Here is a 20,077-nt window from a genome sequence, read left to right as displayed (position 1 = left end):
ATAATTGAAATACTGAAAAAGGGAGGAACCGTTCCCATGGCTTTTACATATTTTTTTCGAGATCTTCAGACTCTGAATGTGGTTAGAGATTATGCGCTGCCTTATCTAAAAACAAAACGATACATCGATATTTGGGATGCAGGCTGCGCTTCCGGACAAGAACCATACTCTTTATCCATGATTCTGAATGAGAGCATGGGACACATGCTTTTTCGAAATGTAAGAATTCTGGCTACAGATATTGATGAAAGCAATCTCTTCTCAGGGATTATTAAAGAGGGCTCGTATCTGAAAGATCAAGTCCAGCGAATTCCAAAAGAAATCTTTGAACGATATTTCGTAGCGGACCAAACTTCAGGAAGATATCAATTGAAGGATGAAATCAAGCGATCCGTCAGCTTTCACAAACATGATCTGCTCTCTCTTTCGCCTCCAGGGAAAGACTTCGGACTTGTGGTGTGCAAGAACGTTCTTCTTCATTTTACAGAGGAGCAGCGTATTTTAGTGCTGGAGATGTTTTATGAAGCCCTTGCGGAAGGAGGATTTCTAGTGATGGAACAGACGCAGAAGCTGCCACAGGAGCTGAAAGGCAAATTTGAACCGCTTCTTTCCAATGCGCAGTTATACAGAAAAAAGTAGGATTATTTCCATGTTAAATCCATGTAAAGATGATGTAAATTCTAACGATAATGAAACAATTACCAGCCTATAAAGATTAAGTTTTCAGAGGTAAAGACGATATTCATAATAAGACATATAAAGGAGGATTACAAATGAGTATGATAACAGGGTCCATAGGAAGAAAACTGTCACTTATTTTGATCATAGCAATCGTGATTAGTACTTTAGCGATTGGCATTTTCAGTTTTATCAGTTATCGAGAAAATGCCTTGACGCTCACGGGAGAAAAAGCCCTGGCTGTAGCTGAGTCACTGGCAGGGGGAATCGATGGTGATAAGCTTGTCGCGTACAGCACGACAGGACAGACCGATGATTACTTCGAACAGATTAAGACCATGATGAGCGAAGCCAAAAAGAGAAATGGCGCAAGCTATGTATACTCTTTCGTTGATGATGGGGACAATTATAAATTGATTGTTTCCGGTTATCTGGACGGGGAGGATCAGAAGGAATGGGGCTATCTCGGTTATACGGACCCGAAGAATATCTATACGGAAGACCCGGGCCTTGTGCTGCAGGATGGAAAAGGTAGATATACGGAGCCGCAGGACTATGGTCCTCCTTTTGGAATTTCCATTACAGGCTTTGCTCCCATCTACAATTCTTCCGGTAAAATCGTTGGATTGGTAGGTACAGACCTTCCGATGAACGAACAGAATGCTAAGATACATGCTCAAATCCCGATTATGGCTGGGATGATTCTGATTACTAGTGTTCTGTTTATCATCTTGTTTTATATGATTATTAACAAGGCCATTGCAAGACCTCTCAGGCGGATCGCTGAAAAATCCAAGTTATTGATGCTGGGTGATACGGATATTCAGATTGATGAAAGATCCCTTCATCGTAATGATGAAATTGGTTTGATAGGCAGGGGCTTTGTAGAAATCGCTGAGCACCTCAGGGAACAGGCAAATATTGCAAAGGAGATTGCAAAGGGCAATCTTTCCGCAGAAATCAAACCTCGATCGGAAAAGGACGTTTTGGGCATCAGTCTTGTTGAAGTTACAAATACTTTGAAAGAGTTGGTAGATGAAGCGGAAAAACTGACTGCAGCGGCGGTAGAAGGCAATCTGGAATACAGGGGCGACACCGATCGGTTCAGCGGAGGATACAGGGAAATTATCGCGGGCTTTAACAGTACCCTCGATGCTATTATGGAACCTCTCAGCATTGCGCTGGAATATATCGATCTGATGGCCAATGGAGAAGATATGGAGGAGCTGGAAAATCATTATCCCGGAACCTATGGTGTGCTCATCGGCAATTTGCTGCTGGTAAGAGAATCTCTTTATACGCTGCAGCATGAATCCCTGAGTCTGGCAGAGGCGGCAAATGAAGGGGATCTGACCTACAGAGCCGATCTGAGTAAGCTCAAGGGTGGATTTGCAAAGATTGTGGGAGGATTCAACGATTCGTTGGATGCACTCATTACACCACTTGGCGTAGCGGCAGGATACATAGAGCAGATCGGAATGGGTGAAATCCCAGAGCGGATTACAGAAGAATACAAGGGTGACTTTAACGAAATCAAGAACAGTATCAATTCCTGTATTGACGGTCTTGGCGGGCTTGTAGAAGGCAGTGCTGTTTTGGAGAAGATGTCTGTCAATGATTTCAACAGTATGGTGGAAGGTCAGTATCAGGGAATCTTCAGTCAGCTTGCTGACTCCGTCAACAAGGTTTGCGAAAGCATTAATTCAACCATCATCATCGTAAATAACGTCTCAAAGGGAAAACTGAGCGATTTGGGAATGCTCAAGAATTTGGGAAGCTTAAGCGATAACGACAGGCTGATCCCGTCGATCATTGCGATGATCGAGAATATCAAGAGTCTGGTGGATGAGACAAGAATGCTTTCAGAAGCTGCTGTTGAAGGGAAGGTCTCCAAGAGAGGTGATGCCGGGCGGTTTGACGGAGAATATGCAAATGTTATCCGAGGCATTAATGAAACATTGGATGCCGTCATGGCTCCGGTCAGTGAAGCCTCCGAGGTTCTTCAGGAAATGGCCAAAGGCAATCTGCAGCTCAGAGTGGAGGGCGACTACCAAGGCGATCATGCGGCGCTAAAGAATGCACTGAATGAAACCATTGACAATATGAGAAGCTACGTCAGCGAGATCGCTCACGTTCTTTCGGAGATCAGCGGCGGAAATCTGAACCAGGCCATTACTGCAGACTACAGAGGCGATTTTATCGCCATCAAGGATTCCTTAAACAATATCCTCATGTCCCTCGGACAGGTGATGGGAGATATCAGCGAAGCGGCGGAACAGGTGGCTGCAGGATCAAGGCAGGTGTCCGACGGAAGCCAGGCGCTTTCCCAGGGCTCCACAGAGCAGGCAAGCTCCATTCAGGAACTGACAGCGTCTATCGCGGAAATCGCAAACCAGACGAAGCAGAACGCGCTGAATGCAAACCAGGCCAGTGAACTTGCGGCAGATGCCAGAGATAACGCAGAAAAAGGCAATGACCAGATGAAGGAGATGCTGAACTCCATGGTAGAGATCAATGATTCCTCAGCCAATATCTCAAAGATCATCAAGGTTATAGACGACATCGCGTTCCAGACCAACATTCTGGCGCTGAATGCGGCGGTAGAGGCAGCCAGAGCAGGCCAGCACGGAAAAGGCTTTGCTGTAGTAGCAGAAGAGGTACGAAATCTTGCGGCAAGAAGCGCAGCCGCAGCCAGAGAGACGACAGAACTCATCGAAGGCTCCATCGGCAAGGTCCAGACAGGAACGAAGATTGCCAACGAAACAGCCGCAGCACTGGTGGAAATCGTAGAAGGAATCGAAAAGTCCGCCAGCCTGGTAGGGAATATTGCAGAAGCATCCAACGAGCAAGCGACGGGAATCGCTCAGATCAACAAGGGAATCGAGCAGGTGTCCCAGGTAACTCAGAATAACTCAGCAACTGCAGAGCAAAGCGCCGCAGCCAGTGAAGAACTTTCCGGACAGGCAGAACTGTTGAAAGAAATGGTGGGAAGGTTCAAGGTGAATAAGGGCACCAAGGCTTTACCCGGTGCTGATGCAGCACTTTTGGCCGGAGCTGCTCCTGCAGCGCAGGAGAAGCCGATGGGTGCTAAGCCAAGAATCCTCCTTGGAGATGATGAACACGATAAGTACTAAGAACGAGATAAGCAGATCACTCAATTTATAAGGATTGGGTGATCTGCAAAACGACAGCAAGGAACTGCAGAAGACAAGAGTGTCTGTGAAGGCGCCCCGGTTGAAGGTGGTTCCTTGATTTTTATTCCACATAAAAATGAAATATTTGGTAATCGCATGAAAGTAATATGAAGATTATGGAAATTAAATTCGACTGAAGGATGCATAACTAAGGTGACACAAACGGAAAAAATTCGCTAAATCGACAAGGATCAGCTTGTTTTCTGCTTTTTTTCATGGTAAGATAACATCATTCAAAATTGTGAGATGATACGCTCTTAGAAATCGGCAGAAGCTGACAAGGACAAACATAATGTTTGCATTAAATCGCTGAAATATGGTAAAATAAAGCCGTAAAATACTTTTGCAAAGGCAGCTCGGGCAGAATGAGCGAAAGGGGTGCCGATGCGATTCAGGGGAGGTATCATATGGGTATGATTCACAACGTAATGGGGTCTGCTAAGAATGCCGCCGGCGAAGCCAGAGGACGAGCTGAGTCTATGATGGATGCAGCGGGAGATAAGGCTGAAGTGTGGATGGACAAAGCAGAATCCGGTATGGAAGAAATGAAGGATATGGCTGAGGACTGGATGGACAAGGCAGGGGATAAAACGGAACATCTAATGAAGAAGGCCGAACATCTGAAGGACAGACTCGAAGACAGGGCAGAGGGATTAAAGGACGCAATAGAAGACAAAGCAGACGAACTTAAGCATCGAATGAAATAATGTCAGAACGCCCGCATCGATTGTTGCAAAAGATAACCTCCAAATTGATGCATGGATTGCATTCATTTGGAGGTTTTCAATGTTCTGATAAGGAAAAAGCATACTTCGGGAGGATAACGACTTGCTGCATGAGGACATGAAGAAAAACTATAAAGAACTCGTTGAAGCGCATGATTTTGCGCATATCGGCAGCTGGGAAATGGACGTGTTGAAAAACATAAGCCGTTGGTCAGAAGAGGCTTATCGGATCTACGGAATTTCCTCCAAACAATATGATGGCACCTATGAGGGCTTCATTAATATGATACATCCGGAAGACAGGGCTATGGTCGACAACAAGATCACGGGCGCTGTCAGTGAACTGACCTTTGATATTGAATATCGCATCATCAGACCGGATGGAACGATTCGAAATATACGACAGCTTATCATTCCGATCTACAATCAGGAAGGTAAACTGATTTATTTATATGGAAACATACAGGATATTACCGGTATGCTGGAGTTTCAGACTTTTCTTGGAAAGACAGAGGAGACCATCGATAGAATTCAAAAGCGCTTTCAGGTGCTCGTGCAGCAGTCCAGCGATGTTTTTGAAATCATCTCTCCAGATTATAGTATTTTATATATCAGTCCTGCCATCGAGAAAATAACAGGTGCGACTCCTGAGCAGAGAATCGGTAAAAATGCACTCGAATTTCTGGAAGGAGAGCAGAAACAGAGCTTCATTCGTAAAGTGGAGCACGTGCTGGACTTTCCCGAGGAGAGAAGCGAAGGCGATCTGATTCTAAAAAATCTCGACGGCGAGGATCATTATCTCACCTATACCATGAGCAATCAGCTTTCAGAACAATCTATCCAGGGGATTGTGATCAATTGGCGGGATATAACTGATCGGATTGATAACCAGAAGGAAATTGAATTTATTGCGACCCATGATGAGCTGACAAAGCTGCCAAACCGAGTTTATCTAAAGCGAAAAATGACACAATTGTGTGAGGAGTGCGGCCCGGATCAGGACTTCGCGCTGATTATGCTTGATATTGATGGTTTTCGTTATGTGAACGACGCTTTGGGTTATCAACTGGGAGATCAGCTTATTTTACAGGTAGCAGAGCGTCTTAAAGAAATCCTGGGAGAGGAACGGTTTATCTGCCGTTACTCGGGAGATCAATTTGCAATCATTGTACAGAACTTACATAAATCATGGGAATATGAACAAATCGTGAAGAAAATCGCATCCTTGTTTACAGAAGCTTACAAGGTGGATCTTTATGAGCTGGACATGACCGTCAGTCTGGGAATCAGTATGTATCCCAATGATGAAAAGGATCCAGATCTTCTGATCAACTATGCGAATATCTCACTTCTGCGTTCCAAACATGAAGGGAAGAACCGTTATAAGTTCTACTCCTCAGATATTGGAATCCAAATTTATAAGCAGGTTGTCCTCAGAAACGATCTGCTGAAAGCCATTGAAAGAAATCAATTTCGTGTTTATTACCAGGCTCAGGTCAGACTTGAGTCTAATGATATTCTTGCTGCTGAGGCACTGATTCGCTGGGAACATCCCGAATGGGGTATGGTATCTCCCAATGAGTTTATCTCGCTGGCGGAGGAGTCTGGATTTATTATCAACCTTGGAAATTGGATGCTCAGAGAGGTTTGCAGGAACTATAGGAAATGGATGGAGGGCGGAATGGCTCCCATTAAGGTTTCGGTGAATTATTCCAGCATTCAATTCTTTGAGCGGAATTTCGTTGAGAATATCCTGAATATTATTGCTGAATATGGCTTAAATCCACATTTTCTTATTATGGAGATTACCGAAAGCGTATTTATGAAGAACCCGGAGAAAGCGATTCTCGATATCAAGCGCCTTCAGTCCGTAGGAATTCAAGTAGCACTAGATGATTTCGGAACTGGGTTTTCCTCTCTTTCGTACCTGAACTCCTTTAATATTGATATTTTGAAAATTGATCGTTCCTTTATTAAAAATGTAATGCTGGATGAAGCCAGTACCATTATTACCCGTTCGGTAATCGATCTGGCGCAGGAACTCCGGATCAAACTGGTGGCGGAGGGCATCGAGAACTGGGATCAGCTTGCTTATCTCAGAGATCTGAATTGTTACTCAGGACAAGGATTCCTCTATAATAAGCCCATGCCCCTCGGTGATTTTGAGCAGCTTCTCGTATGCGAAAAGTGCCTGCCCACAGAACTTCTGCGGGAAAAGGAAGAGAACCGTGATAAACGAAAATATTTGAGAATTAAGCTGCCAACGATTTTGGAGGCGGATATGTCCATCGTCGAAATACCCGGGCAGAAATTTAAGGTCGGAAAGATCAGGGTGGAAATCAAGAATATCGGCTCTGAGGGACTTTGCTTTACTGCCGGAGTCAGGCTGCCGGTCAATCGTGAATTAACACTGCAGTTTGCGATTCCCATGAAGGATGGCACCAATGTCAGCATTACTGGATTTCCCATATGGGTACAGGAGCTGGAAGAAAACTGTTATGAATATGGTGTAGAATTTGAACACAGGCCTACGGAGAAGGTTGACCTTACCATGGCACTGTATACACTCTGCAAGGAGATGTATAGTTGACAAAGTTATTATCATTACGATTCACAGCCGGGGGTGAAGGCATTGGTTACGGCCTTATCGGCAGATAACTTATTGTCAACAAACAAAAAAAACAGTTAAAACTTATGCTTGACAAACAGATAACAATCAACTATACTGAATTCAACATTGAGAAAGACAGTGATGGAGAGAGTAAGTATTCTTTAAAAGTTACAGCGATTCGGGAAAGGTGGAAGCCCGATACCGGTAGAAGAATAGCTGAAAATCACTCCTGAGTCGCAGGCCGAAAATGACACGACAGTGAACAGTGTATGTTATGTAGGTTTTGACGGTTTTCCCCCGTTATAGGGAACGCGTATGTTGGTATGCAGTAATAGGTGGTATAACGATAGCTTTTGCCTTCGTCCTTTGCAGGATGAAGGTTTTTTTATTGTGATCCTCCGGCATATGCAGATCGCACTATTTACGTATGGCACCATTCTGTCATTTTTATTGCAAAGAAAGAATGGTGGATAAGGAGGTTAATGTGAAAGATATTGTAGAAATTCGTTGGCACGGCAGGGGAGGCCAAGGGGCTAAAACCGCTTGCCTGCTTCTTGCTGATGTAGCCTTCAGTTCCGGAAAGTATGTTCAGGGTTTTCCGGAATATGGTCCGGAGAGAATGGGAGCACCCATTACAGCATATAACAGGATCAGCAAAGAACGCTGTACGGTTCATTCCAACATCTATCAGCCCGACTATGTCATCGTGGTGGATGAAACGCTTTTGACCGCTGTAGATGTGACAAAAGGCCTGAAGGAAAACGGCGCCATCATCATCAACAGTGAAAAGAGCCCAAGTGAGCTAAGACCTTTACTCAGAGGATATCAAGGACAGGTCTATACCATTGATGCAAGAAAGATCTCCGAGGAAACCCTCGGCAGATATTTTCCAAACACGCCCATGCTTGCAGCTGCCGTCAAGGTGAGCAATGTCGTGGATGCAGATCACTTTATCAAGGACATGGAAGAATCTTTCCGTCACAAATTTGGAGCAAGAACCAGCGTCATTGAAGGGAATATGAAGGCATTAAAAAAATCACTGGAGGAGGTATGCTGCGGATGATCAAGAAAGCTTCAGAAATTAATGAAACCACCCCATGGCAGGAGATGACTCTGGGAGGAGAAATCTATGAAGGCGGAACCTCCGCTTTGTTTAACACCGGTGACTGGAGAACGATGATTCCGGTCTACCATCCGGAAAATTGCAAGCATTGCATGCTTTGCGTACCCTACTGTCCCGATAGCTCCATACCGGTTGTGGAGGGCAAGCGGGAAGATTTTGATTTTATGCATTGTAAGGGCTGTGGTATTTGTGCTAAGGTCTGTCCCTTCAAGGCAATCTCCTTAGAAAAGGTAGGTGCGTGATGGCAAGAAAAGATAGAATGTCTGGTAATGAAGCTGTAGCATTTGCAATGAAACAGATCAATCCCGATGTGATGGGAGCGTTTCCTATCACACCATCCACGGAAATCCCTCAGTATTTCTCTACATACGTTGCAAACGGAGAAGTCGATACGGAGTTTGTAGCTGTTGAATCGGAGCACAGCGCCATGTCCACCTGTATGGCGGCTCAAGCCGCGGGCGGAAGAGCCATAACTGCAACCTCATCAGCGGGAATGGCGCTGATGTGGGAGATGCTGTATGTAACATCCTCAGCGAGGCTGCCTGTCACCATGGCACTAGTAAACAGAGCGCTGACTGGACCCATCAATATCAACAATGATCATTCGGACTCCATGGGTGCTAGAGACAGCGGGTGGATTCAGCTGTACGCTGAAACCAATCAGGAGGCCTACGACAACTTTGTACAGGCAATGCCCATCGGGGAAAACAAGGAAGTTCGCCTGCCGGTGATGGTATGTCAGGACGGTTTTATCACAAGTCATGCGGTGGAGAATATTGAGCTGCTGGAAGACGAAACGGTTAAGAAATTTGTTGGAGAATATGAACCGGAGCACTATCTGTTGAAGAAGGAAAACCCTCTTGCGGTAGGCCCCTATGACATCTCCAATTACTATATGGAACATAAAAAGCAGCAGGCAGAGGCAATGAAACATGCCAAGCCGGTTATTCTGGAGGTTGCCAGAAGGTTTGAAGAAATTTCGGGCAGGAGTTATGGCTTTTTCGAAGCCTTTGAAATGGAGGACGCGGAGGTTGCGCTGGTGCTCATAGGATCCAGTGCCGGGACTGCAAAAGAAACGGTAAAGCAGCTTCGAAGAGAAGGAAAAAAGGTGGGTCTTGTTAAGGTCAGAGTCTTCCGTCCCTTCCCGATGGAAGAGTTGGCAGAAGCTCTTAAAGTGGTAAAGGCTGTTGCTGTCATGGACAAAGCGGAGAGCTTTTCCGCTTGCGGCGGACCTCTTTTCGCAGAGGTTCGCTCCGCTCTGTATGATCTGGAAAACAGACCCAAGGCCATCAATTATGTATATGGACTGGGAGGCCGCGACATCTGCGTGGAAGATTTTGCAATGATCTATGACCAGCTGTTTGAAATCGGCAGGACCGGTGTTGCGGGAGAAATTTATCGTCATTTCGGTCAGAGAGAGCAGGAGGTGTAATCATGGCATACAGCTTAAAACAACAGGTGAGCAAACCGGAACGCTTTGCCGGAGGACATCGTCTTTGCGCAGGCTGCGGCGCTGGTCTTGCCGTTCGCGGTGTGCTGAGAGCCTTAAAGCCGGAGGACAAAGCGGTCATTACCAATGCAACCAGCTGCCTGGAGGTGTCTTCCTACCTGTATCCCTATACGGCATGGCAGGACAGCTATATCCACAGCGCCTTCGAAAATGCAGGTGCGACAGCCGGCGGCGTGGAAGCTGCGTACCGGGTTCTTAAAAAGAAGGGAAAGATCAATGACACCTTTAAATTCATTGCCTTTGGCGGTGACGGCGGTACCTATGACATCGGGCTTCAATCCCTTTCGGGCGCAATGGAGCGGGGACACGATATGGTATACGTGTGCTATGACAATGAAGCATATATGAATACCGGTATCCAGAGATCTTCCTCTACACCAAGGTTTACGGATGCCACGACTACGCCTGTTGGAAAAGTAATTCCGGGCAAGCCTCAAAATAAGAAAGACCTGACGGCAATTCTGGCAGCCCATAATATCCCCTATGTTGCACAGACCACATTCATCGGAAACTTCAAGGATTTCCATGAAAAGGCGGAGAAAGCCCTCTATACGGAAGGACCCGCATTCCTAAATGTAATGTCTCCTTGTCCGCGGGGGTGGAGATACGAGGCCGAGGATTTGGCAGAGATCTGCAAGCTGGCGGTGGATACCTGTGTTTGGCCGCTCTTTGAAGTGGAATCCGGTGTATGGAAGCTGAATTACGAGCCGAAGAAGAAGCTTCCTGTGGAGGACTATCTGAAAAAGCAGGGTCGTTTCAAGCATATGTTCAAGGCCGGTAATGAGTGGATGATTGAGGAAGCTCAGCAGTTTGTCGATGAAAAATGGGAAAGTTTGCTGGCAAGATGCAAGTAGCCTGTGAGGGAAATAATTAATTTTGCATATTTACAACACTTTTTTCCTATGCTATGATAAGAACAATCAAAAGCATCAGATGATGTTAGTTTTGGAGAGTAACATGATTAAGCAGAATTTTGCAGCTGAATACACTTACGTAAGCTTTGCTTCCTATTATTATTACGGATGCAAGGCTAGTTTGGGTTTCACCGCAAAAGGGTGCTGAGGTTATTCTTGATAGAAATAGAAGAATCAAGGAAACAAATAGGCTCCGCAGTGGAATTCACTGCGGAGTTTTTTTCTTTATCAAATCAGGAGGGTACAAAAATGATTGTAGTGTTAAAAGATAATCCGAATCAAAAGCAACTGGACAATCTGGTTCAGTGGCTGAAAAGTATGAATATTGATATTCATTTTTCACAGGGAAAAAATACGACTATATTGGGTCTCATCGGAGATACCTCTATCGTGGATATTGACCTGATTTCCGCGCTTGATATTGTAGAATCTGTTAAGCGTATCACTGAACCTTACAAGAATGCAAATCGGAAATTCCATCCCCAGGATACCGTGGTTGATGTAAACGGCGTGAAAGTTGGAGGAGGAAATTTCCAAATTATCGCAGGGCCATGCTCCGTTGAATCTCTCGATCAGATTTGCAGCGTTGCAGAAAGTGTGAAAGCCTCGGGAGCTGGAATGCTGCGAGGAGGCGCATTTAAGCCAAGAACCTCCCCATACGCGTTCCAGGGGATGAGAGATAAAGGGATCGACCTTTTGCTGGAAGCAAAGAAGGCCACTGGTCTTCCTATCGTTTCGGAAATCATGGATCTATCACAGATGCCATTGTTTGAAGAGGTGGATGTAATTCAGGTGGGAGCCAGAAATATGCAGAATTTTGAGCTTTTGAAGGAGCTGGGGAAAACAACCAAGCCAATTCTTCTGAAGAGGGGACTTTCCAGTACCCTTCAGGAACTTCTCATGAGTGCAGAATATATCATGGCCGGAGGCAATGGACGAGTAATCCTCTGCGAGCGAGGGATCCGAACCTTCGAAACCACGACGAGAAACACGCTGGATCTTTCCGCTGTACCGCTTTTGAAAACCATGACCCATCTGCCGATTGTTGTCGATCCCAGCCATGCTACAGGACTTTCAAAGCTTGTGAAGCCCATGGCGATGGCAGCAGTTGCCTGCGGAGCGGATGGCTTGCTCATAGAGGTTCATAATGATCCGATCCACGCGCTTTGCGACGGACAGCAGTCTCTGACGCCGGAGGCTTTTACGGATCTGGTTAAGAGTGTACAGAATATCCTGCCTTTTGCATTTCATGGCGCGCACTAAGAACGGGGGAAAACGATGAAGATAGGTATTGTTGGCTTAGGGCTCATTGGAGGCTCCATCGCCAAAGCGATCAAACAGAACACAGAGCATAAAGTCTTTGGTACTGACCTGCAGGAATCCGTCATCTACAAGGCAATTCTTCTGGAAGCCATCGATGAAAAGCTCACAGAAGAAGTAATGCCGCAATGTGATATTATAATCCTTGCACTCTATCCTGCTGCAGCAATAGGCTTTGTGCAGGAACATCAAAGTGAACTAAAAAGAGGCGCCGTAGTCATTGATTGCTGCGGTGTGAAGTCTGCTGTTTGCAGAGAAATCCAGCCCATCGCGGATGAAAAGGGATTTGTCTATGTAGGGGGGCATCCTATGGCCGGAATTGAATATTCAGGATTTGAGCATTCTCAGAAGAACCTGTTCAAGCATGCCTCAATGATTCTTACACCACAGAGGGATATGAGTATACAGGATATGGATCAGCTGAAGAGGTTTTGGATGTCGCTTGGATTCAACCATGTAGAGATATCAACGCCGGAAGAGCATGATCAAATCATTGCGTTTACTTCGCAGCTGGCTCATGTTGTTTCCAGTGCTTATGTAAAGAGTCCCACATCGATTCGTCATAAGGGTTTTTCTGCAGGAAGTTATAAAGATCTGAGCCGGGTAGCCAAGCTTAACGAGAACATGTGGACAGAGCTATTCCTTTTAAATCGTGAAAATCTTGCTGAGGAGATCAATGGAATGATCGAACGCCTGCAGGAATATCGGGATGCAATTCAGGCGGGAAATGAAAAGGATCTTTGGGATCTGCTCCATGAAGGAACAGAACGCAAGATCCTGATCGATGGATGATGATAGAATTGATGTCACTTCGTACTCATTTGCAGCGTAAGCCTTCCCGCTTGCGTTTCGCTTCTTCATAAAGTTCCTTTTCCTCTTCTGTCTCAAGCAGCAGCGGAGGAAGGGGACGTGGTTTGCCCGCCTTGTCCAAAGCCACCATGGTAAAGTAGGAGGACAGGGCGCGGATGGGTTCAGTATCGGATTCCAGATCCTCAACATCAACGGTAACGACAACCTCCATTGAGGTTCTGCCCACATAGGCAATGATTGCTGTCATTGTAACCATTGCGCCTACAAATACCGGAAGGTGAAATTGCAGCTCGTCCACTCGGGCGGTCACCACGTTGCCCCTGGCATATTTTTTTGCGACAGCGCCGGCCGCAGTATCCATCAACTTCATGATTTCACCGCCATGGACGTTTCCGGCTACGTTGGCCTGGCTGGGAAGCATGACCTGACTCATCACAATTTTCGTTCGTTTATCCATTCTGCCACCTCTCTTTTCAATAATAATACCCCAATTTATCGATGCAAACCAGTTGCACTTCATTCAAAAAATCAGGACTTCGTAAATAGAACGAAGCCCTGAAGGATACCCTGATTTGTATCTGGATTTGTTTTAATATACGGATTTGCCTAGCAAGGATAGGATTAGCTCACATGCGAGGATTCCAGTACGGTTCTTTTCGTCAAGGATAGGATTTATTTCAACCATATCCAGTGCGATCAGCTTTCCTGATTCGGCGATTAACTCTGCGGCTAAAAAGGCTTCTCGTACGGTAAGTCCGCTGTGGACAGGAGTTCCGACACCAGGTGCTTCCTGCGGCGTGATTGCATCGACATCAAAGCTGACGTGAATTCCGGCGGTTCCGTTTCCAGCAACCTCGATGGCTCTTTTCATCACTTCAGCCATTCCAAGGCGGTCCACATCATGAATGGAGAATACGTGAATTCCGGATTCGGCCATGCGTTTTCTCTCACCTGGGTCAATGTCTCTTCCTCCCACGACCGCCACATTTTGAGGATCCACATATTGATCAGATCCGCTGAATGCAACCATTGAAGCGGGGCCAAAACCTGTAACAGCGGAAAGGGGCATTCCGTGCATATTTCCACTGGGAGAACTTTCTTCGTTGTTAAAGTCTCCATGCGCGTCAATCCAGATGATTCCGACTTTCTTGTAGAACTGATTCGTCGCAGAAATACTTCCCGCTGCGACAGAATGATCTCCGCCTAATATAACTGGAAAGGCGCCTTCCTTCAGCGAAGTAGTGACTTTTTCAAACAGGCTTCTGTTGGCTTCGAAAATGGGTTTGAAGTTTTTTAATTTAGGATTTGAAGGATCAGGATCGCCTGCCAGAATATCGCCTTTGTCTGAAGCGGAAAAACTCAGTTCTTCCAGCTTTTCCATCAGCCCCGAATATCGGATGGCCAAAGGTCCCATATTTACACCCCGCTTGGATGCCCCAAGATCCATCTGCATGCCAATTACATGAATTTTTTCTATCGTATTGTTCATTCGATACTCCTTAATCTTCGCTCCGATTTCAACAAATTATACCATTTTTAGACAATCTTATACCATCTTATACAATCTAAATTTCAAAGTCAATCTGCCGATTTTTTTGCAGCTTTTGCCAGGTGAATTATAGAAGGATTCTATAATTTGACAACAGAGCAATTTCCATTGTTATATATTCTGTCTTGTTTCACAAAATATATTTGAAGGTTCCGTAAAAAGCTGTTAGAGGAAACACACTTTTATGGTAGAATAATGAAAAAGAATTCGAACTAGTACGCTGTAACACATGCCAAGTTTTGAGTGTTGCAGACTACTCAATAAGGAGTCAGAAATTATGAAAAGCTTTGATGTAGTTTGTATCGGAGTTGTGTTGCTTGACCTTCCAGTCGGTCCTGTTGATGAGCATTTTTTTTACCATGAAACCACGATGGTTGACAGGATTCGGCTGACCACAGGCGGCGATGCGTTCAACGAAGCTGTGATCTTATCCCGGCTCGGAAAAAAGACAGCACTCATAGGTCACATCGGCAAGGATATGGCCGGCGAAATGATTGTTAAGCGCTGCGCCGAAGAAGGAATTCACTATGAAGGCATGCTCATCGATCCAGAGGCGGAAACAAGAATTAATATCGCGATGATTGATCAGGATGGTCAGAGAAGGTTCCTGAAAACTCAGACAAAGGTTTCCGGAAGCTTTCTTCCGGAGGAGATCGATTTTTCGCTGATTAAAAGTTCAAGAGCAGTGTCGCTGGCAAGCATCTTTTCCAGCAAGCTGAGAAATATGGATACAATATTACAAATTGTACAGACTGCGAGAGAACATCAAACCGTAACGTTTGCTGATATGGTTCCTATGACAGGTGGGGAAGGTTTGAAGGATATTGAAAAGATCCTTCCTTATATCGATTACTTTCTGCCAAATCTGGAGGAAGCAAGGTTGCTGACGGGTAAAAACACCCCGGATGAAATGGCAGATTGCCTTCTTCAAAATGGTGTGGGGAATGTGATGATTAAGCTGGGAAAAGATGGATGTTTGATCAAAAGCGAAAAAGAACGATATCGCCTCCTTGCTTATCCAGCGCAAGTGATTGATACCACGGGGGCGGGAGATAACTTTGCTGCAGCCTTCATCGCGTCAGCTTTGGATGGGAAAAGCCTTCGTGATTGCGGCAGTTTCGCTGCGGCTGCGGCTGCAATCTCTACAGAAGCTGCAGGTGCTGTGGAGGCCGTAAAAAATAAGCAGCAGATCGAAGCATATCAGGCCGAGAATAGGGAAATCTATTCATGAGGTGATAATAGATGAAAAAGAAGAACCGCTCTTTGGGAAATAAGAAGAGCAATGAAATAAAAGAGGGCAGTGTGCCGAAGACTGTCTTAGGTCAAAATTTGGGGCATAACGCTAAAAAAACGGGACTGGGACCTAACACAGACAGGTAAAACAGAAGATGGTAAACGGGAGGCCTCGCATACTGCGGGGCCTTTCTGCCAGAACCGTTGCGTTCGACAATTATTATTGTAAAGCGCCATTAAAAATGATATGATAGTATCGTTTGAAAAGGAGGAATTGAATGACAGTTTTACTTGTTGATTTTATCGACCAATTATTTACGAATCCGGCTCTTGTGGTTACTACCATACTGACATTGGGCGTTATTCTGGTCAATGGATGGACCGATGCACCAAATGCCATCGCTACGTGTGTTTCCACACGTTCCATGGGACCCAAGGCCGCAATTCTGATGGCGGCGGTATTCAACTTCTTTGGCGTATTTATTATGACAATATTCAATGCTACAGTAGCGCAGACCATTTATAACATGGTAGACTTCGGAGGAAATTCCGGGGATGCGCTGGTTGCTCTTTGTGCAGCGATGTTTGCTATCGTGCTTTGGGCAACGGCAGCCTGGTGGTTCGGAATTCCGACCAGCGAAAGCCATGCGCTGATTGCAGGAATTTCGGGAGCGGCCATTGCATTGCAGGGCGGTATGTCCGGCATCAACCCTGGTGAATGGGTTAAGGTTATTTATGGGCTGGTTCTTTCGACTTGCATGGGCTTCGGCGCGGGATGGATCGTTGTGAAGGCCATCGAGAAAATCTTTGCCAGAGCAGACAGAAGGAAGACCTATTTTGTTTTCAAAAATGCACAGGTTGCGGGAGCCGCCGGTATGGCGTTCATGCACGGTGCGCAGGATGGCCAAAAGTTTATGGGTGTATTCCTGCTTGGTATCTTCTTGTCTCAGGGAAATAGCAATGTAACGGAATTTCAAATTCCGATCTGGCTGATGGTTCTTTGCTCTGTGATTATGGCACTGGGTACTTCTATCGGAGGATACCGCATTATCAAGTCTGTCGGAATGGATATGGTAAAGCTTGAGAAGCATCAGGGATTTTCCGCGGATTTGGCTGCGGTGCTTTGCTTGTTCACAGCTTCGATTTTCGGCCTGCCGGTGAGCACAACCCATACAAAAACCACTTCTATTATGGGAGTTGGAGCCGCGAAGAGGCTTTCTTCCGTAAACTGGGGTGTCGTCAGAGAAATGGTATCCGCATGGATCCTGACCTTTCCGGGCTGCGGCCTCATTGGTTTTCTGATGACCTGGCTGTTTATGAAGATATTTTAACTAGAATTACCATATTAGAAGAGATTTAAAGGAGAATAAAATAGAATGGCGATAAAGAAAGATGATAATTACTTCGGCACGTTTGTGGAGCTAGTGAATTATTCCTGCCAGGCAGCGAATTTGCTCAGTGAGATAATGCACAACTTCAATCCGGATGAGCTGGAAGAAAAGATGAAGGAGATGCATAATATCGAGCATGCCGGCGATGTAGAACGGCATATCATGATGAAAAAGCTGGCTAAGGAATTCATCACCCCCATCGAAAGAGAAGACATCGTTGCCATGGCTGATGCCATAGACAACGTAACCGATGCCATCGAAGACGTACTGATGCGTATGTACATGTTCAATATCAAAACCATGCGAGAGGATTCCTTAAAAATGGCTGAAATCATTGTAAAGTGCTGTGAGGCACTCCGGGAAGCTCTTGTTGAATTCCATAATTTCAGAAAATCCCACACGTTGCACGGCTTGATTGTAGAAATTAACCGTATGGAAGAAGAGGGCGATCAACTGTTTACAAAGGCTACCCGCAACCTCTATGTGCAGGGCAAAGATCCGCTGGAAGTTTATGGCTGGGGCAGAACACTGCACTATATGGAAATTTGCTGCGATGCCTGCGAAGACGTTGCCGATGTAATTGAAAGCGTAATGATGAAGAACTCGTAAGAGTTCTTCTTTTATCATACCTTTGACAGTGTACCTTGCCAAAGGCGGGTATGGAACGAGGAGTTACTATGAAACGATTTGACGACAGAGACTTTGACCAGCTCCGGGCTGTGAAAATTACCAACCATTATCTGATGCATGCTGAGGGATCCGTACTGATAGAGATGGGCAATACGAAAGTAATCTGCACTGCATCCGTAGAAGAGAAGACGGCGCAGCATCTGAAAGGAACCGGAAAAGGATGGATTACTGCAGAATACGGGATGCTTCCCCGTTCCACAGGAAACAGAAAGACCAGAGATTCCTCCAGAGGCAAAGTTGATGGAAGAACCATGGAAATTCAGCGGCTCATTGGAAGAGCCCTTCGTTCGGTGGTTGATATGGATCGGTTGGGTGAGCGAACGATTTGGATCGACTGCGATGTGATTCAGGCAGATGGCGGGACCCGCACCGCATCCATTACAGGTGCTTTCGTCGCCATGGTGGAAGCAATGAAGTGGATGAAGGAGAAAAAACTGATCGATGCAATTCCGGTCAAGACTTTTGTATCCGCAGTAAGCGTTGGAATCGTCGGTGATGAAACGGTTCTGGATCTGCCTTATGCTGAAGACTCCAATGCCAAGGTGGATATGAATGTGGTAATGACAGACCAGGGCGAGTATATTGAGGTCCAGGGTACCGGGGAGGATTCTCCCTTTCAGCCTCAGCAGCTCCAGCAGATGCTTGAACTTGCCGCCAAGGGCTGCAGAGAACTAATTGCAGTTCAAAAAGAGGTTTTAGGCGACCTTGGATAAAGATTAAAAATGAAAGGGGTAGATTGCATGCGTATTGTTGCAGCAACAAAGAATCAGCATAAAATAGACGAGATTCAAGCGATAACGAAAGAGTTTGGAATGGATGTGGTTCCCAGAGATGCTGCAGGCGTCCCTGATATAGAGGTGGAAGAGGACGGCGACACTTTTGAGGAAAATTCAGAAAAGAAAGCAAGAGAGATACAGGTGCTTTGCGGTGAAATTACAATCGCAGACGATTCCGGGCTGATGGTGGATGCACTGGATGGAGCACCGGGTGTAATCTCTGCACGATTTGCGGGAGAAGATGCAAGTGATGCACAAAACAATGAAAAGCTTCTCGCTCTGCTTGAAACAGTGGATGAGGATCAGCGTACTGCCAGGTTTGTGTCTGTAATCACTATGATCTATCCCGATGGGAGGAAAATCGTGGCAAGAGGAGAGTGCGAAGGGCATATTATATACAAAGCGAGGGGCAGCAATGGCTTTGGATATGACCCATTGTTTGTTCCAAACGGATATGACAGAACCTTTGCGGAACTAACCGCAGAGGAGAAAAATCAAATCAGCCATAGAGCGAAAGCCCTGCAGAAATTGAAAGGAATGTTGACTGCGGCTACTGCAGAGACTTCCGCCTAGCAGGCTGGAAATTTGTGCGGCGCAGTAGCTCCAGATATCAACGAGACAGAACACTAGGGGGATGAAACATTGGGAAGGGGATTCATAGAGCGATGAGTGGCAGAAGACTGCTGAATATGACATTGATGATCATAAAGAGAATCACAGATCCGTATTATCAGGGGGTTGCGGCGGAATTGGCCTTCTTTTTTCTGCTGTCGCTGGTGCCGGCAGCCATCATCCTTGGTGAAATGCTGGGTGTGTTTTCCATATCTATGAACGCGATTAAAGATCTATTAGCACAATATGTATCACCGGAAATCTCAGCCAGTTTGTCGGATTATCTGACTTATAACCCGTCGGGGGCAATCAGTGCAGCTTTTATTGTATTCGCATTGTGGGCGGCTTCAAAAGCATCATATTCTCTGATGCGAATTTCAAATTATTCCTTCACAGGCCATCCATCCGGAGGAAGAGGCTTCATCCGGGAGCGGCTGAGAGCTGTAAAGACGATTCTGATTACAATATTCACGTTAGCCTTTGGCTTACTGATCCTCGTTTACGGTGAAATTATTATTCATGTATTCACTGCATATGTGAATCAGTTCCTGCATTTACAATTTGTCTTTGATAACATTTGGTTTGTTCTGAGATGGCCTGTTGCCCTTGCCCTTTACTTCCTGATGATCAGCTACAACTACTATGTTCTGCCATCAGAGCGGATAAAGTTTAGAAAGATATTGCCTGGAAGCATCGTAGCATCCAGCGGAATGCTGCTTGCATCGTGGATTTATTCCTATTATGCTTCCGTGTTTGCCAACTACGATTTGCTGTACGGAAGCTTAGCTGCTATTGTGGCATTGCTGTTCTGGTTTTATATCCTTGGATATATTCTCGTGATAGGGATATTGGTCAATGCGGTATGGGATCAAACGAAACCAGGGAAGAATTAACGGTACCAAACGAATAATTCATTTGTTTTTTGAATTCCCTATTTTCAT

The 20,077-nt window shown here is 45.6% G+C and carries 18 protein-coding genes; 16 read left to right on the top strand and 2 right to left on the bottom strand.

Features of this window, described 5'->3' with window-relative positions:
* Positions 1-36: 36 nt before the first annotated feature.
* From FRZ06_12215 to FRZ06_12170, 10 genes are all read left to right on the top strand, one after another.
* On the top strand, positions 37-639 hold the full coding sequence (locus tag FRZ06_12215) for a chemotaxis protein CheR (GenBank protein ID QOX64045.1): 603 nt from the start codon (positions 37-39) through the stop codon (positions 637-639).
* A 134-nt stretch (positions 640-773) separates the two neighbouring features.
* Entirely contained in the window at positions 774-3,812 is a 3,039-nt protein-coding gene (locus FRZ06_12210) for a HAMP domain-containing protein (protein ID QOX64044.1), read from the top strand.
* Between the two features lie 467 nt (positions 3,813-4,279).
* On the top strand, positions 4,280-4,579 hold the full coding sequence (locus tag FRZ06_12205; protein QOX64043.1) for a hypothetical protein: 300 nt from the start codon (positions 4,280-4,282) through the stop codon (positions 4,577-4,579).
* Between the two features lie 121 nt (positions 4,580-4,700).
* On the top strand, positions 4,701-7,187 hold the full coding sequence (locus FRZ06_12200; GenBank protein ID QOX64042.1) for an EAL domain-containing protein: 2,487 nt from the start codon (positions 4,701-4,703) through the stop codon (positions 7,185-7,187).
* A 505-nt stretch (positions 7,188-7,692) separates the two neighbouring features.
* On the top strand, positions 7,693-8,271 hold the full coding sequence (locus FRZ06_12195; GenBank protein QOX64041.1) for a pyruvate synthase: 579 nt from the start codon (positions 7,693-7,695) through the stop codon (positions 8,269-8,271).
* Entirely contained in the window at positions 8,268-8,573 is a 306-nt protein-coding gene (locus FRZ06_12190) for a ferredoxin (protein ID QOX64040.1), read from the top strand. The genes FRZ06_12195 and FRZ06_12190 overlap by 4 nt, the downstream gene beginning before the upstream one ends.
* Entirely contained in the window at positions 8,573-9,763 is a 1,191-nt protein-coding gene (gene porA / locus FRZ06_12185) for a pyruvate ferredoxin oxidoreductase (protein ID QOX64039.1), read from the top strand. Before FRZ06_12190 ends, porA begins: the two co-directional genes overlap by 1 nt.
* Before the next feature lie 2 nt (positions 9,764-9,765).
* The gene (locus tag FRZ06_12180) at positions 9,766-10,695 is read left to right on the top strand and encodes a pyruvate ferredoxin oxidoreductase (protein QOX64038.1); all 930 of its coding nucleotides are present in this window, start codon (positions 9,766-9,768) and stop codon (positions 10,693-10,695) included.
* 309 nt (positions 10,696-11,004) lie between these two features.
* Positions 11,005-12,018, top strand: coding sequence for a 3-deoxy-7-phosphoheptulonate synthase (gene aroF / locus FRZ06_12175; protein QOX64037.1), 1,014 nt, complete (start codon positions 11,005-11,007; stop codon positions 12,016-12,018).
* 15 nt (positions 12,019-12,033) lie between these two features.
* On the top strand, positions 12,034-12,867 hold the full coding sequence (locus FRZ06_12170; protein ID QOX64036.1) for a prephenate dehydrogenase: 834 nt from the start codon (positions 12,034-12,036) through the stop codon (positions 12,865-12,867).
* Between the two features lie 25 nt (positions 12,868-12,892).
* Here FRZ06_12170 and FRZ06_12165 read toward each other — a convergent pair whose 3' ends face one another.
* Positions 12,893-13,342 carry an acyl-CoA thioesterase gene (locus tag FRZ06_12165; GenBank protein ID QOX64035.1) on the bottom strand — a complete coding sequence of 150 codons (450 nt, stop codon included), beginning with the start codon at positions 13,340-13,342 and terminating at the stop codon, positions 12,893-12,895.
* Between the two features lie 132 nt (positions 13,343-13,474).
* On the bottom strand, positions 13,475-14,374 hold the full coding sequence (gene rocF, locus FRZ06_12160) for an arginase (protein QOX64034.1): 900 nt from the start codon (positions 14,372-14,374) through the stop codon (positions 13,475-13,477).
* 289 nt (positions 14,375-14,663) lie between these two features.
* On the opposite strand from rocF, the gene FRZ06_12155 reads away from it, so the two are divergent.
* From FRZ06_12155 to FRZ06_12130, 6 genes are all read left to right on the top strand, one after another.
* Entirely contained in the window at positions 14,664-15,665 is a 1,002-nt protein-coding gene (locus FRZ06_12155; GenBank protein QOX64033.1) for a sugar kinase, read from the top strand.
* Positions 15,666-15,945: 280 nt separating this feature from the next.
* Positions 15,946-16,998: an inorganic phosphate transporter gene (locus tag FRZ06_12150; GenBank protein ID QOX64032.1), complete on the top strand. Its 1,053-nt coding sequence runs from the start codon at positions 15,946-15,948 to the stop codon at positions 16,996-16,998.
* Positions 16,999-17,043: 45 nt separating this feature from the next.
* Positions 17,044-17,667: a DUF47 family protein gene (locus tag FRZ06_12145; GenBank protein QOX64031.1), complete on the top strand. Its 624-nt coding sequence runs from the start codon at positions 17,044-17,046 to the stop codon at positions 17,665-17,667.
* Between the two features lie 68 nt (positions 17,668-17,735).
* On the top strand, positions 17,736-18,461 hold the full coding sequence (locus FRZ06_12140; protein ID QOX64030.1) for a ribonuclease PH: 726 nt from the start codon (positions 17,736-17,738) through the stop codon (positions 18,459-18,461).
* A gap of 9 nt (positions 18,462-18,470) precedes the next feature.
* Positions 18,471-19,097, top strand: coding sequence for an XTP/dITP diphosphatase (locus tag FRZ06_12135; GenBank protein ID QOX64029.1), 627 nt, complete (start codon positions 18,471-18,473; stop codon positions 19,095-19,097).
* Between the two features lie 92 nt (positions 19,098-19,189).
* Positions 19,190-20,029 carry a YihY/virulence factor BrkB family protein gene (locus FRZ06_12130; GenBank protein QOX64028.1) on the top strand — a complete coding sequence of 280 codons (840 nt, stop codon included), beginning with the start codon at positions 19,190-19,192 and terminating at the stop codon, positions 20,027-20,029.
* The last annotated feature ends 48 nt before the right edge of the window (positions 20,030-20,077 follow it).

The organism is Clostridiales bacterium (assembly GCA_015243575.1).
GTDB lineage: Bacteria > Bacillota > Clostridia > Peptostreptococcales > Anaerovoracaceae > Anoxybacterium > Anoxybacterium hadale.
This window is presented reverse-complemented; position numbering and strand designations above follow the sequence as displayed.